Source organism: Streptomyces sp. V3I8, assembly GCF_030817535.1.
Classification (GTDB): domain Bacteria; phylum Actinomycetota; class Actinomycetes; order Streptomycetales; family Streptomycetaceae; genus Streptomyces.
This window is the reverse complement of sequence record NZ_JAUSZL010000002.1, coordinates 1,097,659-1,114,039: the sequence shown is the minus strand read 5'-3', so window position 1 is coordinate 1,114,039 and position 16,381 is coordinate 1,097,659. Positions and strand designations below refer to the sequence as shown.

At 70.8% G+C, this 16,381-nt stretch carries 7 protein-coding genes; 2 read left to right on the top strand and 5 right to left on the bottom strand.

The window, feature by feature from the left end:
* Positions 1 to 183 precede the first annotated feature (183 nt).
* Both QFZ75_RS05180 and QFZ75_RS05175 read right to left on the bottom strand, forming a co-directional pair.
* The gene (locus QFZ75_RS05180; protein WP_307534209.1) at positions 184 to 7,767 is read right to left on the bottom strand and encodes an SDR family NAD(P)-dependent oxidoreductase; all 7,584 of its coding nucleotides are present in this window, start codon (positions 7,765 to 7,767) and stop codon (positions 184 to 186) included.
* A 376-nt stretch (positions 7,768 to 8,143) separates the two neighbouring features.
* A complete protein-coding gene (locus tag QFZ75_RS05175) occupies positions 8,144 to 9,562 on the bottom strand; it encodes a cytochrome P450 (protein WP_307534207.1) in 1,419 nt (472 codons plus the stop codon).
* A 759-nt stretch (positions 9,563 to 10,321) separates the two neighbouring features.
* Here QFZ75_RS05175 and QFZ75_RS05170 point away from each other — a divergent pair.
* Both QFZ75_RS05170 and QFZ75_RS05165 read left to right on the top strand, forming a co-directional pair.
* On the top strand, positions 10,322 to 12,118 hold the full coding sequence (locus QFZ75_RS05170) for a BTAD domain-containing putative transcriptional regulator (RefSeq protein ID WP_307534205.1): 1,797 nt from the start codon (positions 10,322 to 10,324) through the stop codon (positions 12,116 to 12,118).
* 177 nt (positions 12,119 to 12,295) lie between these two features.
* Positions 12,296 to 13,369, top strand: coding sequence for an aromatic ring-hydroxylating dioxygenase subunit alpha (locus tag QFZ75_RS05165; RefSeq protein ID WP_307534204.1), 1,074 nt, complete (start codon positions 12,296 to 12,298; stop codon positions 13,367 to 13,369).
* 202 nt (positions 13,370 to 13,571) lie between these two features.
* Here the strand turns inward: QFZ75_RS05165 and thpR are convergent, their stop codons facing one another.
* The 3 genes from thpR to QFZ75_RS05150 all read right to left on the bottom strand — a co-directional run bounded on the left by thpR (position 13,572) and on the right by QFZ75_RS05150 (position 16,365).
* Positions 13,572 to 14,195 carry an RNA 2',3'-cyclic phosphodiesterase gene (gene thpR / locus QFZ75_RS05160; RefSeq protein WP_307534202.1) on the bottom strand — a complete coding sequence of 208 codons (624 nt, stop codon included), beginning with the start codon at positions 14,193 to 14,195 and terminating at the stop codon, positions 13,572 to 13,574.
* A gap of 565 nt (positions 14,196 to 14,760) precedes the next feature.
* Entirely contained in the window at positions 14,761 to 15,516 is a 756-nt protein-coding gene (locus QFZ75_RS05155; protein WP_307534200.1) for an MBL fold metallo-hydrolase, read from the bottom strand.
* A 45-nt stretch (positions 15,517 to 15,561) separates the two neighbouring features.
* A complete protein-coding gene (locus tag QFZ75_RS05150; RefSeq protein ID WP_307534198.1) occupies positions 15,562 to 16,365 on the bottom strand; it encodes an alpha/beta fold hydrolase in 804 nt (267 codons plus the stop codon).
* Between the last annotated feature and the right edge of the window lie 16 nt (positions 16,366 to 16,381).

Genomic DNA, 16,381 nt, shown 5'->3' with positions numbered 1-16,381 from the left:
GGGATATCTGCCCGTTCGTAGCCACCAGGGGGAGGGGCTGCTCCCGTCGGACCGTCCGGAAAACGGATTCGGTGGTGCGGCGGACCGGATCCGTTGTCCGGACCACCGGCATGCGGTTCAGCTGTCGGCTTCGACGACCTGCCGGGTCGCGGCCGTTTCGGACGCGACCCGGCGCGGGGTCCGTCAGGGCCGGTTCTCGGGGCGCAGGTGGTGCAGGACGGTGGTGGCGATGCCGGTGAGAGGTGCGGTCATGACGTCGGGAGCGGGGATCGTGCAACCGGTGTGGCGGCGGATGTGCCCGATGAGTTCGGTGGTGGTGAGGGAGTCGGCGCCGAGCTGGTCGATGCGGCGGCCGACGTCGACGCGATCGGGTGTGGTGTGGAGTCCGGAGGCCAGCCAGGAGGTGAGGGCGTCGAGCAGTATCGGACGGGCTTCCTCCGCGGTGGCGGCGGCCCGCAGCCGCGGCAGGAGGCTGTCGTCGGCGCCGGCATCCGGCGTGTGGACCAGCACGGCGGTACGGGGTGCGGTGACAGCGGGGAGGAAGGCCATGAGTGCTTGCTCGCGACCCCGGGATTCGGCGACGACCGCGGTGACCGTGGTGTCCGGGTGCTGAAGCAGCATGTCGAAGCGGTCCAGTGCCTGGGACGAGGTCATGGGCAGGATGCCGTAGTCGCTCATCACCGAGGTGATCCCGGTGCGGAGCACGTATCCGACGTCGGAGATGGCGCCCAACTGCAGGACGGAGGCGGGCAGTCCGTCGTGCCTGCGCCGGCGCGCGATGTTCTCCAGGGCGAGGCTGGCGGCGCCGTACGAGGCCTGCCTCCTGTTGCCCAGCAGCGCGGCGAAGGACGAGTACATGGCGAAGAAGTCGAGGCCGCGCCGGCGGGTGTGGGAGTCGAGGAGGAGCGCTCCGGTGAGTTTGGGGTTCAGGACGGTGAGGTAGCGCTCGGCGGACAGGTCGGTGATCTCGTCGTCGTCGAGGACCATGGCAGCGTGGACCACCCCGGCGAGCCGGCGCCCGCCCGCGTCGAGATCGTGGAAGAGCTGCTCGACGGTGTGCGGGTCGGAGATGTCGACGGCGCGCGCGTCCACCTGGACGCCCTGGTCGTTCAAGCTGCCGACCAGGGCGGCGGCGTCCTGGTTGTCCGCGGTGCCACGTCGGCTGACGAGCGTGAGGTGACGCGCTCCCCGGCGGACCAGGTGCCGGGCGGTCTCGGCGCCGAAACCGTCGAGGCCGCCGGCGACCAGATAGGTTGCCGTGGGATCCAGCACCGGCGGCTCGGGGGCGCGATCGAGGGGGACACCGTCGTCGAGGACGACGACGGTCTTCCCGGCCCCCTGACCGGCCAGGAGGCCGTCCATGGCTTCGTGGATCCTGTCGGCGGGGTGGACGGTGTGGGGCAGCGGACGGCATTCGCCGCTGTCGATCACCTTCTGCAGGTCGTGCAGGCAGCGATCCACCGTGGGTGAGGTGTCCTCGAACCAGCCGACGACATCGATGGTGTGAACGGTGACTTCGCGGTCCGGTGACGGCATGTGCAGCGGCGCCGGTGACGGCGCGACGAGCGGTCCGACGTCGAAGAAATGGCCTCCTGGCGCCAGGAGGTCCAGCGCACGCCGGCGCAGGTCCGCCGTGGTGGAGCTGAGATTGAGTACGACGTCGACGCCACCCTGGGCGACGTGCCGGACCTCCTCGGCGAAGCCGGGAGCACTCGAGTCCACCACATGGTCGACCCCCGGAAGACGCAGCAGGGCGCGCAGAGCGGGCGTGGGGGCGCCGACGATGACGCGGCTCCCGGCGCGCCGGGCGAACTCCATGGCCGCCAGTCCTGTCCCGTCGGATCCACCCAGGATGAGGACGCTGTCGCCAGGCCCCGAACCGGCCAGGTGCCCCAGGACATGGTGCGTGGTCAGCTGGGCTATGAGCAGGGTTGCCGCCGCGGTGAAGGTGACCTGCTCGGGGAGTTTCACCACCCGGTCGGCGCGCAGGTTGATGTGCGAGGCCAGCCAGCCGCCGTGGGTGATCCCGGCGACCCGGTCCCCTGGGAGGATGTCGGTGACGTCGTCCCCGACGGCGGTCACGATCCCCGCGCCCTCGCAGCCGAGGTGGACGTCGCCCGGACGCGCGCCGCGGGGCGGGAGCAGGCGCCCCGTGGCGAAGAGGGCGTCACGGCCGTTGAGGGCCGCGGCCTGCACGCGGACGGTGATCTCGCCCGGCCCCGGGTCGGGGATGCTGCCGTCCTGCCAGACGAGCCTGTGGGGGGTGCCCGCTTCGCCGTGGACGGTCAGCGCGAAGTGCGCGGTGGCGCCGTGGGCGCGTGTCCGCCGGGTTTCCGGCAGCGACTGCACCCGCACGGCGAAGCGCCCATGAGGAGTGATCACGCACTCGTCTTCGGCGTCGGGGTGGGTGATCTCGTACGCGACGTGGCCGGCCGTCCGCCGTGCCGGCTCCGCGGTCCCGCCGACGGCACGGATCCTGCGGACGGTCAGCAGCGGCTGCTCGTTGGCCAGTGTGCGGGTGGCACCCCACAGGGCCGCGCCGGTATGGGTCATCGGGGCGTCCGGGCTGTCGGCGGTCGTGCACGCGACCAGCCACAGGGTGGGCTGAAGATCTCCGCCGGCCCGCGCACAGGCGGCTGCCAGGGCACTCAGCTGCGCGCAGGCACGGGCAGCACGCGCGGTGACCTGCTCAGCCGTCGCCTGCTCGGTGTCGTCGGCGATCAGGACGACGTCGACCGGCCCCGCGGCCGGCAGCAGAGCCGCCCAGTCCGTCTCCGGCCGGAGAGCCGGGAGCACCACCTCGCGTGCTCCTGTGGCGGTCAGGGCGGCTGCCACGAGGTCGCCCAGGCGGCCGGCGGAACTGCCCCCGCTCTCGGTGACCAGCAGGCACGGGGGAGTTGCGCCGTCCGCGTCCTGGTCCCGCGGCGTGCTGCCGGGTTGCGTACCCGTGGCGCGCACCGCCGCGATCACCGATCCCGGAACGCCCTCCCGGTCCGGTTGTGCGCTCAGGAACGCGCTGTCGGAAAACCCCGTCCGCTCCAGCACCGACGGCCACTGGTCGCGGGTCAGCGCCGCGCCGGCCGGCCGCAGATCGGTGTCGGAGGACTCCCAGAAGGAGTCGAGTATGCCGAACAACGTCGCGACGTAGGTGTTGCTGTGCATCTCAAGGGCGACGAGCTGACCGTTGTGATCCAGGAGTGTGGCGGCGTTGCGCAGCCCCTGAGCGATGTCGGCCGTCGTGTGCAGGGCGTTGCTCGCGATGACGAGATCGAAGGATCCCGCCGCGAACCCCTGCGCGGTGGGATCGGAGCTCAGGTCGAGGGCCTGGTACTCGAGGAAGTTGAAGGCGGCGAAGCGGGCCTCGGCGTTGGGGAAGAACGCGGAAGACACGTCGGTGTACACGTAGTGCGTGCGCTCGGGCGGCAGATGGGGCAGGACGCGAGCGGTGAAGCCCCCGGTGCCGGCGCCGATCTCCAGGATCCGCAGTGGCCGGTCGGCCGGCCAGTCGGCCAGGGCGGCGCGGAGGTACGCCACGGCGGTGTCGGACAGGTACGTGAGGCCTGGATCGTGGTTGTACACCTGCGCCGCGATCGGACCGGATGCGCCGAACAGCACCTCCAGCGCCTCCACCTCACCGGTGAGGACGCCGGGCAGGCTGCGCCCGACCCATGCGGCGGCCTGCCACATCACGACGAGCTCCGGAAACGTGTCGAGCCTGTCCTGCAGAAGCTCCTCGGGCACCGGTGTGCCGCTCTGGCACCAGCTCCCGTCGGCGCGGGCGGTCAGCAGCCCGTACCGGACCGCGATCGCCGACATCATCTCCACCAACGGGCACAGGCTCTCCCTGACGCCGGCACTCCTGAGGTCGTCGAGGCTGAAAATCCGCCCACCGGCCGGTCCGGCGGCCTCGATCGCACCTCGTGCCACCGCAGAGCCCAGGATGCTGTCCACCGCGGCCGCCATGTAGTGCGCGCTCAGCTGCCGGGCCCTTTCCAGGTGGCCGCCGTAGCCGTGGTCCCGGAACGCGTCGTCGAGCCGGGTGACGACCGGGCCGCAGTCGTCGATGACGCGTGAAGGCGCAGGGAGCGGGCAAGGGGTGCCGGGCAGAGCGGTCGTCCGCGGGCGGGCCCTGAGCACTTCGTTGTAGATCCGGGGCGCAGGAGAAGCGCTGTTCTCGATGCGCCGCGCGTATACGTCCCCCAGGTCGAGCAGGACTGTTCCGTCGGTGTCGCAGACGGTGATGTCACACATGAGCCCGGTCTCGACGACGGACGTCAGCCGCATGTACGCCATGACGGTGGCGGGCAGCGGGCCCCAGGCGCGGACGCTTCCCACCGCCACCGGCAGATGGGGGACGTAGGGCTGCGCGGAGCCGGAGACGGCGCAGGCGGACAGCGGCAGCATCGCCTGCAGGCAGCCGTCGAGGAGAACGACACGGGCCTGGTGCTCGGTGTCGGCGAACTGATGTGTACGGAGCCTCGCCAGCCCTTCGCTGTCCTTGACGGTCAGCGCCGCCAGTGAACGGAACGCCGGCCCGTAGTTGAGCGATACCGCGGCGCAGGCCCGGTAGTGGTCGGACATGTCCACGGGTTCGCTGATGCGGCGGGCGAGACCGGCCACGTCCACCGTGGCAGGCCTGGCCTCGGCCAGGCCGCGCCACCGCCCGTTCACGTGCTGGACGGGCTCGATGTCCTCACCGGTGTGCCCGGCGACGACGAAGGTCCCGTCGGGACGGACGGTGGTGGTGGTGCGTACCGGAGCCGATCCGGGGTCGCCGGGCAGGACCAGCGACCTGGCCAGGGATATGTCGAGCAGTTCCACGGGTCCGCCGTGCACCTCGCGGGCCGCCGACAGGGCCATGTCGAGAAAGGCCGTGCCAGGCATGACGACAGCGTCACCGATCCTGTGATCGGCGATCCAGGCCGCGCTCTGCTCCCGCCCCCACGTCGGGTCGGCCGCAAGCAGGCGCCGGCCCAGCAGCGGATGGGACGCGACCGGCTGCGGCGCCGGCGCGATCTCGTGGTCGGACCACCACGAGGGGTCTCCCAACTGGTAGCGCCGGCGTTGCCACGAGTAGGCCGGGACATCCACGACGCGACCGCCCCGGGGGAAGAACCGATCCCAGTCCAGCTGCGCCCCGGCCGCGACCGCGCGCAGCACGGTGCCGCTCAGCGCTGATGGGCCGGCGCTGATCCGGGTCAGCGTCGACGCCACCTCCACCGGCGCCTGCTCATCGACGGCGATGCGGCGCAGGTAGCCGCTGAGCGCCGGGTGAGGGCCGACCTCGATCAGGACGTCACAGCCGTGCTCCTCACCGATGAGCGACGCGACCGCCGCGCCGAACCGGACCGGTTCACGCACGTTGCGCCACCAGTAGTCGGCGTCCATCTCGTGGTCCGCGACCGCGCGGCCGGTGACGGTGGAGACCAGCGGGATCCCGCCCCGACCGGTCCCGAGCTCGCCGAGGCCGTCCAGCAGCGGTCCGCGGACAGCGTCCATGGCCGGGCTGTGGAAGGGGTAGTCCAGGCGCAGGAACCGGAAGGACACACTGTCCCGGACACAGCTGTCCTCGACGGCCTCCAGTGTCCGGCTGTCCCCGGCCAGGGTGACGTCATTGCCGGAGTTGACAGCCGCGATCACCACACGGTCGCTCGCCCCCGTCTCGTCGAGCAACCGCTGAGCCTGCGCGGGCGACAGCGCCAACGCCGCCATCCGCCCGGCCCCGAAGGTGGGCGCCTGCGCGAGGCTGCGGTGCGCGATCACGTGACATGCCCGGGGGCGGTCCAGGATTCCGGCGCAGTAGGCGGCCGCGACCTCGCCGACGCTGTGGCCGCAGACCCCGTGCGGTCGCACCCCCCGCTCGCGCAGCGACATGAACAATCCGGCCTGCAGGGCGAACAGCATCGGCTGCGCCACCTCTGTCAGCGCCCACCGCCCGGTGTCCGGCGTCGCCATCTCCGCCTCGACCGACCAGCCCAGCAGCGGTTCCAGTTCGCGGCTGACGGCCCGGACCTCGGCGGTGAAGGCAACGTCCTGCCCCAGCAACTCCGCGCCCATCCTCGGCCACTGGGTGCCGTTCCCGCTGAAGACGAACCCGACGCGTCCCCGGGCCATGCTGACGGCCGACGCCGCCTCGTCCGACGCGCCCTTCTCCACCGTCTCCCGCAGTGCTTGCGCCGCCGCCGCGCCGCTGGAGGCCAGCACGGCCGTGCACAGCTCACGGCGCTCGCGGCGCCGCACCGTGGTGAACCCGACATCGGTCAGGGCGCAATCGTCAACGCCTTCCAGACGGGAGGCCATCGCCAGCGCCGACTCCCGCAACGCCGCCTGCGTCCGGCCGGTGACCACCACCGGCACAGCCGCAGCCGGCCGCCTGTCCTCGGTCCCCTCGGCCCCGTCCCCGATGACGCCCGGGGCCGGCGGCGCATCCGGCAGCTCCACCACCACGTGCGCGTTCGCGCCGCCGATACCGAACGAGTTGACCCCGGCGATACGCCGCGTGCCGGCCCCACCGTCCAGCGGCCGCATCGCCGTCGTCGGGTCCAGCCCCAGCCCGCCGAAATCGATCGCCCGGTTCAGCGGTTGCGCGTGCAAGGTGGCGGGCACCCGCTGCTCGCGCAGCACCAGCATGGCCTTGAACAGCCCCGCCATGCCGGCCGCCGCCTCCAGGTGTCCCAGATTCGACTTCACCGATCCGATCGGCAACGGCTTCCCTCCGCGCCGCCGCCCCAGAACCCGCCCCAGAGCCTCGCACTCCGCCGGGTCGCCCGCCGCCGTCCCCGTCCCGTGAGCCTCCACGTACGACACCTGGTCGGCGCGCACACCGGCCTCGGCGTACGCACGCTCCAACATCGCCGCCTGCGCGTCCGCACCCGGCATGGACATCCCCAGGGTCCGCCCGTCGGCGTTGACCACCGAAGCCCTGATCACCGCGTGCACCCGGTCACCATCGGCCACCGCACGGCTCAACGTCTTCAGGAGCACCACCCCCGCGCCCTCCGACCGGACGAACCCATCGGCGTCCTGCGAGAACGAGTGACAACGCCCCGTCGGGGAGAGCATCGACGCCTGGCTGGAGATGACGTGCCCGCCCGGACCGAGCACCAGATTCACCCCGCCGGCCAGCGCAACCTCACAACGGCCCGAACGGACCGTCTCGGCCGCCAGATGCAGTGCCGTCAAGGACGACGAACACGCCGTGTCCACCGTGTGGGACGGCCCGTGGAAATCAAAGAGGTACGACAGGCGGTTCGCCGCGCTGAACGCCCCCGTACCGGTGGGGGCGAACGAATTCATCACCCCGGGACGTCGCATCAGCAGACCCCAGTAGTCCTGGACGGTCAGTCCCATCACAACCGCCACGTCCGAACCCGCCAGCAGCCGCGGATCCACACCCCCGTCGTCGAAGGCCTCCACCGCGCACTCCAGCAGCAACCGTTGCTGCGGATCGATCTGGCCGGCCTCCTTCGGCGAGATACCGAAGTACTCCGGGTCGAACCCCCACACGTCCCCGAAGATCCCGGCCGCCCCGGTGTACGCCTTCCCCGCCCGCACCCCACCGTCGCTTACGACGAAATCATCGGTACTGAACCGGTCGCCGGGTACCGACGTCACAAGATCCTGGCCGGTGGCCAGGGCATCCCACAACCCGCCCAGCGTGGTGATTCCTCCGGGGAGACGGAGCCCCACCCCGATCACCGCGACAGGCTCTGTCGACCTCTCGGCAGTCCCCGCACCACTTGTGCCGTCCCGTTCCTGACTCGCCATCACTGAGCCTGCCTTTCGCGTATTTTTTCCACACGTGTGACCGTTCGCGTTTCCGGGCGGGGGATCCTGCAGCTGTTCACGCGGCTGCCCGTGGTTCTCGGACACTCCTGTCGGCCCCAGGTGGGGACCAGCAGCTGATGAAGAGTGGAGACGATCCGACTTCGGCGGAACCCGATCCGCCGCGCGATGTCCTCGCGGGCCTTGTGGCGCGTCACATGGAAGGAGCGCGGCCGCGTTGCCGGAAACGGGTCGGTACTGCCCGGAAACCCTGGAGGCTTCCTCACTCCAGGGCGCGGGCCGGCTGCGTAATCGGATTTCCGGTTCCCCTGCTCGGCAGAACCTGCCTCGCCGTCCTCAAGGGATCCGTGCGCTCGCGCTACGAGGTGATTTCTGATGCGGTCCTGGCACTCAGGCGCATCTTGAGATCACGTGGTCCCATCGAGGTGGTGATATCCGGATGCTTCTGTCCGGGAGCGGGTTCCAGGCGCCAGCGGGAGGCGATGTCCGTAAGCGCCAGCACAGCCTCGATGACGGCGAACTGGTCGCCGATGCATTTGCGCGCACCGCCGCCGAAGGTGAGATAGGCGTTGTTGCGCGGCGCGGAATGCTGCATTTCAGCGTCCCAGCGATCGGGATTGAAGGCGTCGGGGTCCGGATAATAGCGTTCCAGACGGTGCAGAGCGTAAGGGCTGTACGCGATGGTCGTCCCGGCCGGGATGTCGTAGCCGCCCAGGCGGGTTTTCGCTGTGACGATCCTGGTCCATATCATCCCGGCCGGCGGGTACAGCCGCAGCGTCTCGGTGATGATCTGGTTGGCGATCTTCAGGTCGGGCAGCTGGTCGAGGGAGACCGGCCCGCCGTCCAGGACGCGATCGGTCTCCGCCCACAGCCGCTCCTGGACATCCGGATCGCAGGCGATGAGGTACAGCGCCCACGACAAGGCGTGCGCCGTCGTCTCCGAGCCCGCCACCAGGAAGGTCAGGACCTCGTTGCGCAGTTCGGCGCTGCTCAGACGCTCGCTCCGGCGGCTGTCGGCCGGATCGTCGGGGCTGCCCGGATCGCGGGCCGTCAGGAGCGCCGAGAGGAGATCTCCGTGGTCCGCCGTGTCCACCTGGGCCTTGGCGATGATGTCGGTCACGGTGTTGTGGAGTCCGGCCAGCGCCCGCTGATAGCGCCGGTTGCCGCGGGTCGGAATCCGGTTCAGCACCGCCGGCGTGAACGTCTGCCGGTACGTCGCGTGTTGCACCACGATGGCGTCGTCGACCAGCTGCCGCAGATCCTCCGGGGGCAGCGTCCCGCCGAGCATCGCCTGCAGCATGTTGTGCATCGTCAGGCTGAGCATCTCGGCCGGCATGTCCAGGACCTGACCATCACGCCACCGGCTGGTCAGCAGGGTCGTCCCCTCGGCCATGACCCGGGCGTAGCCGGAAAGCCGGCTGCGGTGGAACGCGGGCTGGACCAGCCGGCGCTCCCGTCGGTGCAGGGCGTGCGGGCAGGTCACCAGACCGTCGCCGAACACCTCCCTGGCCCTGTCGAACAGCAGACCGCCCTTGTCGTAGGTGCGGTCGTTGAGGAGTATCTGTGAGGTCAGCTCCGGGTCACAGACCATCACCGCCTTGAGCGGGCCGACGCTGACGCGGACCATGTCGCCGTGCGCGGGCAGCGAACGCAGGAATCCCCTCGGGTCACGGAGTGCCTTCACCGCATGACCCACGACCGGCAGGCCTCCAGGCGCTACGGGAACGGTCTCGCTGGGATCTGTGGTGGTCCTCTTACGTGCAAGCACGTTGCGCATGCGGTCCTTCCGGGTGCGTCAAGTGACATTCAAGGCCACGTCAAAAGAGGGCCGACAACGAACGAGCGAGTGTTGTATCGATGCAACACACGGGAGCGCCTTTTGCGACGGTCAGATTATCAGCGTGCTCATGACAAAAGCGTGATCCGGACGTGATCGCGGCGTGATCTGGCTGGTGGCAGGGTTTCTCGCATGATCGCGGGCGGGGTGCGGAAGATTTCCGATCTTCCGGCGTCCTCCGGTCCGGACGGCGGGCTGGACGCCGGCCGTCGTCCCGGGCGGCAGGCCGGTGGTTTTCAGTCGCGGCGTTTCCGGGCGGTGGTGGGCCCGGGTCCGGTCGTGGTGGTAGAGCGTGATCCCGTGCCGGGGTGGGTGGCGGACGCGGTCGGACGGACCGGGATGGTCGGCCTCGGTCCGAGCTGTGCGGTGGGCGCCGTGTTCGGGCGGGCGGGTGCCGTGAGCACGGGAAGTTGCCGGACGGCCCCCGGTGGCAATTGCTGACAAAGATCGCATACGGAAACCTAAACATGGTCCGGCCATTCCGAGCAGAAACCGCCGTAGGGGCTTGACGGCAACCGCCAAAATAATGATCGAATAGCGTCGTGCGTCCGGGAACCAAGACGCTTCACGTTTTCGTGTTGGCGAGGACTGTTACTCAGACGGGGGGCGGAAGTGCAATTCGCAATCCTTGGGTCAGTTACGGTGCGTTTCGCGAACGGCGATCCCCTGGCGATTATGAGGCCCCGTCAGCGGAGCATCTTGTGCATCCTTTTACTCAACAGTGGGCATCGCATTGGTAAAAAATATCTTGCCGACGCATTATGGGGCACCGACCTGCCCAGCGATCCAGGTGGCGCGCTTCGGAGCAACCTCTACGGCCTGCGCAAGGCGGCTCCGATCAAGGGGCGGCTGCAGACGGACCGTGACGGCTATCGCCTCGCGCTGCACGAGGGTGACGTGCTGGACCTGCATCGCTTCCAGAGCCTGGCCCAGCAGGCGCGGACGGCCCAGCTGTCGGGCGACGTCGACGGCGCCGCCCAGTTCTTCCAGCGTGCCCTGGACGTCTGGGGCGACCCGCCGCTGGCCGACATCCCGGCCATGCCGATCATGCAGCCGGTCATCTCGGAACTGCTCGAGCACCGCCACGCGGTCCAGGAGTCGCTGGTGGACGCACGGCTGGCCCTCGGCCAGCACCATGAACTGCTGCCGTTCCTGATGTCACTCACCACCGCGCAGCCACTGCGGGAGCGACGGTGGGAGCAGCTCATACTCGCCCTGTACCGGTGCGGCAGGCGGGCGGAGGCGCTGGACACGTTCACCCGGGCGCGCCGACTCCTTGCCGAGGACTACGGCATCGATCCCGGCGACCCGCTGCAACACCTCCAGCGGCTCATCCTGGCGGGCGACCCGATGCGGTCCCTGACCCTGCCCGTCCCGCCCCGGCGGGTCCATGCCGACGCCACGCGCGAGCCGCGCCCGCAGGGGCGCGAGGCCCCGCGGCCGCCGGTCGGCGTTCCCCACCAACTCCCCGCCGAGCCGCGGCACTTCATCGGGCGCGAGGCCGAGATCGGGGTGCTCACCGACGTGGCGAACGAGATGTCGCCGGTCGGCTCCTCCCCGGTGGTCTCCGTGGTGTGCGGCCCGCCGGGAATCGGCAAGACGGCCTTCGCACTCCATTTCGCCCACAAGATCGCTGAGCGCTTCCCGGACGGGCAACTGTACATAGACCTGGGTGCCTTCAGCCCGGCGACCGACTCGATGAGCGTTCAGCAAGCGATCCGGTCCGTTCTCACTTCGCTGACCCCGTTGCCGGAGCCGGAGGCGATGACACCGGCGGCCTACGCCAACCTGTACCGGACCACCCTCGCGCAGCGGCAGATACTCATCCTGATCGACAACGCGTACGACAGTGCGCAGGTGCAGCCCCTGATCCCGGCTGCCCCGCAATGCATGGTCGTCATCACCAGCCGCCGCAAGCTCACCGGCCTGGTGACCTCGCACGGCGCCCACCTGACCACCCTGGACGTACCCTCCCGGGCCGAGGCGAACGCCCTGCTCGCGAGCCGGCTGGCCGCCGGAGACCTCGACCCCGACCCCGCCACCCTCTCGGAGGTGACCGAAGCGTGCGCGCGGCTGCCACTGGCGCTGGTGACGGCGGCCACGCGAGCGGTGGCACGACCCGTGGTCCCACTGCGCCACCTGGCCGAGGAACTGCGGAGCGAGCGGAACCGGCTCAACGTGCTGTGCGGCGGCCGGGCCGCGGGTGACATCCGGGCGGCCTTCTCGTGGTCCTACAAGCGTCTGACGAGCGCCGAGGCGCGCATGTTCCGCGTTCTCGGCGCGCACCGGATACGTGACATCACCGCCGCCGACGCGGGCCGGCTGGCCGACGTGCCGACCCCGGCGGCGACGCAGGCCCTCACCGGGCTCGCCTGCGCGCATCTCATCCGGGAGTACGCCCCCAAGCGGTACCACTTCGACGACCTGGTGAGTACCTACGCCGCCGAGAAGGCGGGGGAGGAAGGGGACCGGCCACGGGACAGCACGGCACCGTAGCGGTGCCGGCGATCGAGTGCCCGTCCGCGGTCACCTACCCGCGCGCGACGACCGGGCGGGACGTCAGGGGCCGCCCGATGCCGGGCAGGGACGCCGCGCCGGGTCGGGCGGCGGCCGTACGCAGAGGGACGCGGTACGCAAAGGGATGCCGTACGCAGAGGGACGAGGAGGAAGACCTTGAACAGGAAATCGCCGGCCGGGCTCCGACACCGGGTGCGGCCGGGAGCCGTTCCGTCACGGACCGGCCTCGCCGGGGGAGAGGGGGACCGGGCGCCGCTGCCGTACCCGTCGGGATGGTTCTGTCTGGCGCTGTCCCGTGAGGTGCCGGCCGGCGCGGTGGTGACCCGGCGCTTCATGGGCCGCGATGTCGTCCTCTACCGCACCAGGAGTGGCGTCCTGCGAGTCGTGGATGCCCACTGCCCCCACCTGGGCGCCCATCTCGGCGCCGGAGGGGCGGTCGACGGCGAGCATTTGGTCTGCCCGTTCCACCGCTTCGCCTTCGACGTCGGGGGATCCTGCGTCGAGGTGCCGGGCGGAGCCCCGCCCCGGGCGACGCTGGCGCAGTTCACCGTGCGCGAGCGAGGCAGGATCATCTACGTGTGGCACGGCCATGACGCCGCACCGCCCGCCTGGGAGCCTGCGGAGATCCCTGATGACAGGTTCGCGCCTGTCGCCTCCTGGAGCACGCTCCTGGCCTCGCACCCACAGGAGGTCATGGAGAGCTTCGTCGACTACCGGCATCAGCCGATCGTGCACAACGTCTCCCTCCGCGAGGTGGTCCCGCCGGTGGATGAAGGGCCGTTGCTGCGCATATCGTTCAGCGCGGCCATCAAGCTGTCCGTCCGCCTGGCGACCATAACGGTGGAGCAGGGCGTGGTCCTGTCCGGTCTCGGCCTGGCGTCGGGAGAGGTGGCGCTGCACCAGGTCGGGGTGAGGCTGGGGGTACTGCTCATGGCGACCCCCGTCGGGCCGTGGCAGACGCACTTACGTGCAGTCGCCATGGCAGAGACCGCTTCGCGCGCGGATTCCCCCCGGCTCCGGAAGGCCGCCTCCCTGTCCTGGTCCGCGGTGACGGGGCAGGCGCTCGTGCGGACCGTGGCCCACCAGATGCGCCAGGACGCCATGATCTGGAACCGGAAGCGGTACGAGCCGAACCCCCGGCTCACCCCCGAGGAGGGCGCCATCGGCCACTACCGCCGTTGGGCGCGTCAGTTCTACCCGCCGAACACGCGGCCCACCGGGACGTCATGACCGCCGCTGACCCGGTACCGCCGCACATGACGCTGCGACGGAGCAGGTCGACGGCGGCCGTCGTGCGCGGCTGGTTGCCCGGAACGTAACCGCAGGAGCATGCGACGGCCCGATTCCCTGGCCGGCGGGGCGAGCGTCGGGCCGGGTTCAGGACGCGTGGGGCTGAGCGGGCAGCGTCGCGGGGCCCGAGCCGTCCCGGCGCTCATGCACAGCAGTCCGTGGCGGTTTCGGGCCGGGATGCCTTTGACTCCGTGGCGAAGCTCCATGCGTCGATGTCCTGATAGCGCCGCGGGCCTGGGTGGCCGCTCACCGTGCTGCCGACCAGGTGGAGGCGTTCGGTCTGCCAGGGGCGTCCGGTGAAGCCGTCGAGGCAGGCGGCCGCCGCAGTCACGGACGCGTTGTCGTAGCGGCGGGCGCGGGCCAGCGTGAGGTGGGGACGCAGCGGACGTTCGGCGAAGGCGACGTCGCAGTCCCTGACCCGCGCCCGTACCGCTTCGGCCAGCTCGTGCAGTTGGTCGAGATCGCCCTCGATGCCGCTCCACAGCACTCGCTCGTCGAAGTGACCGCCACCGCGGAGTGCCAGTTCGAGCGAGGGGCGGGCGGCGGCCAGGTCGGCGAGGGGGGAACGAAGCCGCCGGACGGCCTGTACCGGCAGCTCGCCGAGGAAGGCCAGGGTGATGTGCCAGTCCTCGATGCGGTTCCAGCGCAGGTCGGGACAGGCGGCGTAGGCCGGGCTCAGCGCGTGCGCCAGCTCGTTCTTCGCGTCGTCGGGCGGCGCGAGGGCGATGAACGCGTGCTGGGTGGCAGTGGGGGACGGTTCGGTCATGGATGTCTTCCTACCCCGTGCGTCCGGACGAGGTGAATTCTCCCGGCCGGACTCGTTCGGTAGGGGCTCGCCCTTGCAGGTCGGCGGAGACCGCCTGGTGACTTCAGGTGAAGGGCGGGTCTCGAAGCCGGCGCTTCACGATCGAGCGGCGCGACCGTGGTTGTCACGGCGGCCGGCCACGGGTACCGGGCCGCCGGACACCGTGGGGATCTGGCGTAGGTCCTGGAACCCGAGGTTGCCCAGCCTCTGACTCATCCGGTGTGAGGTGAGCGCGCTGCCGCCGTTGCGCGCCGCGGTCCAGTCGGCAACGGCCACAAGCAGCGGCTCGTGCGGTGCCGGGTCCCGCCTTGTCCAGTCCGTAGGCGGAATCCGCGGTGACCCAGGTGATGGGCGGCGCTGAGGCGAGGGCCCGCAGCGCCGTGCGCCGCCCCAGTCGTAACCGGCGGTCGTGACCGGCGGTGGAGCCACTCACTCAGCTCCGGGCGGCGCACGGACGTTGGCGATCATGGGCTGCTCCCGGCCGACAGGTCGGCCGGGAGCATGGGCAGGTGCTGCTCGTCGGGGCTCAGCGGACCTGTACGCGCTCGCCGGTGAGGACGATGCGGACCTCGATGTCGGGGGCGAGGCGGGCGACGGCGTCGGCGTAGTGGCGGGGGTCGGAGTCGGTCTTGGTCATCATCCGGTCGCCGAGGCGGCCGCTGTGGAAGGAGTAGTGGTGCGGGATCGCCAGGGTGGGGCGCAGCACCGCGGTCAGGCCGGCGGCTTGTTCGGCGTCCATGACGAACTGCCGCATGTCGGCCGGGCGGACGCACAGGCCGTTGGTCGGCAGGATGGTGAGGTCGACGGGGCCGATCCGGTCGGGGATGGTGTCGAGTTCGGGGACGCGAAGCGAGTCGCCGCCGAAGAAGACGGTGCGGCCTTCGGCCTGGAGGACGAAGGTCACCTCGTGGACGCCGTGCTCGCCGGGGGTCGCGGTTACCACCAGGGGGCCGACGGTCGTCGCCTCCCATGCCTCGATGGCACGGACGTCACGGAAGCCCTTGTCGCGGGCGATGGCTGCGACGGTGCCCGGGCCGATCAGCGGGACGGAGAGGTCGAAGCCGCCGTCGAGCAGGGCGTCGAGGTCGCAGTGGTCGTAGTGCTCGTGGCTGACGACGACGGCGTCGATCCGGCCGAGGCCGGCGACGGTCGTGGCGAGCTGTTCGCCCGGGTGGTAGGTGGCGGTCTCGGTGAACCAGGGGTCGGTGAGGATCCGGGTCTCGCCGATCTCGATCAGCTGGCAGGCGTGCCCGATCCGGGTCACGGCAAGGGGGGTGTTCATGGTTTCTCCTGCTTTTTTTGGGGGGTGGCCGGTTGTCCGGGTGGGTCAGGCGCCGAGATCGATGTCGAGGATGGCGCCGAGGAGTTCCTCGGGGGTCTCCACCTGCGGGAGGTGGCCGGTGCGGGGCAGCAGGGTGAAGGCGGCGTAGGGGATGGCGGCGGCGTAGGCGCGGCCGTAGTCGGGGGTGACGATGCCGTCGCTCTCGCCCCAGATGACGTGGACGGGCAGGTGGAGGTCGGCCAGCCGGTCGATGAGCGTCGGGTCGGACATCGTGGGGCCCGTGTAGCCGATCAGGGCCTGGAGGTCGGGGCTCGGTCCGGCCTGGCCGGCGGGCGGAACGGGTGCCTTGCGCGGGTCGTGGAAGGAGTGGGTGCTGATCTGCTGCGGTGTCATGCCGGCGAGGCTGGTGACGGGGTGGCCGTCCACCTCGATGCCGATGCCGTCGACGATGACGGCGCCGCTGACGCGCGGGCTCTCCTGCAGGGCGATCTCGGCGGCGAGCCAGCCGCCGAAGGAGTTGCCGACAACGGTGACGTCGGTGAGGTCCAGCTCCTCCAGCAGCGCGACGTATGCGCGGGCCAGCGCGGTGACGTCGGTGAGGCCGTCGGCCTTGGGGGTGCCGCCGAATCCGGGGTGGGTCGGCAGCAGCACCCGGGCGTGGGCGCGCTCGGTGAGCAGATCGGCGAAGCCGGTCATGGTGGGGATGCCGCCGCCGCCGTGCAGGAGCAGGAAGGGGCGGGTGCGGTCGCGGTCCTGGACGGTCACCTCGACCGGCCCGGTGGGGGACGCGACGGTGTAGCCGCAGGTGCGGGTGGGACGGAGGGAACCTGCGGGAACGGGGGCGCTCATCGTCTTCACATCTTCT

What these genes read in the sequence shown, in the direction of transcription:
- QFZ75_RS05180 (WP_307534209.1), bottom strand. Translation starts at nt 7,767, where the DNA reads ATGGCGAGTCAGGAACGGGACGGCACAAGTGGTGCGGGGACTGCCGAG.
- QFZ75_RS05175 (WP_307534207.1), bottom strand. Translation starts at nt 9,562, where the DNA reads ATGCGCAACGTGCTTGCACGTAAGAGGACCACCACAGATCCCAGCGAG.
- thpR (WP_307534202.1), bottom strand. Translation starts at nt 14,195, where the DNA reads ATGACCGAACCGTCCCCCACTGCCACCCAGCACGCGTTCATCGCCCTC.
- QFZ75_RS05155 (WP_307534200.1), bottom strand. Translation starts at nt 15,516, where the DNA reads ATGAACACCCCCCTTGCCGTGACCCGGATCGGGCACGCCTGCCAGCTG.
- QFZ75_RS05150 (WP_307534198.1), bottom strand. Translation starts at nt 16,365, where the DNA reads ATGAGCGCCCCCGTTCCCGCAGGTTCCCTCCGTCCCACCCGCACCTGC.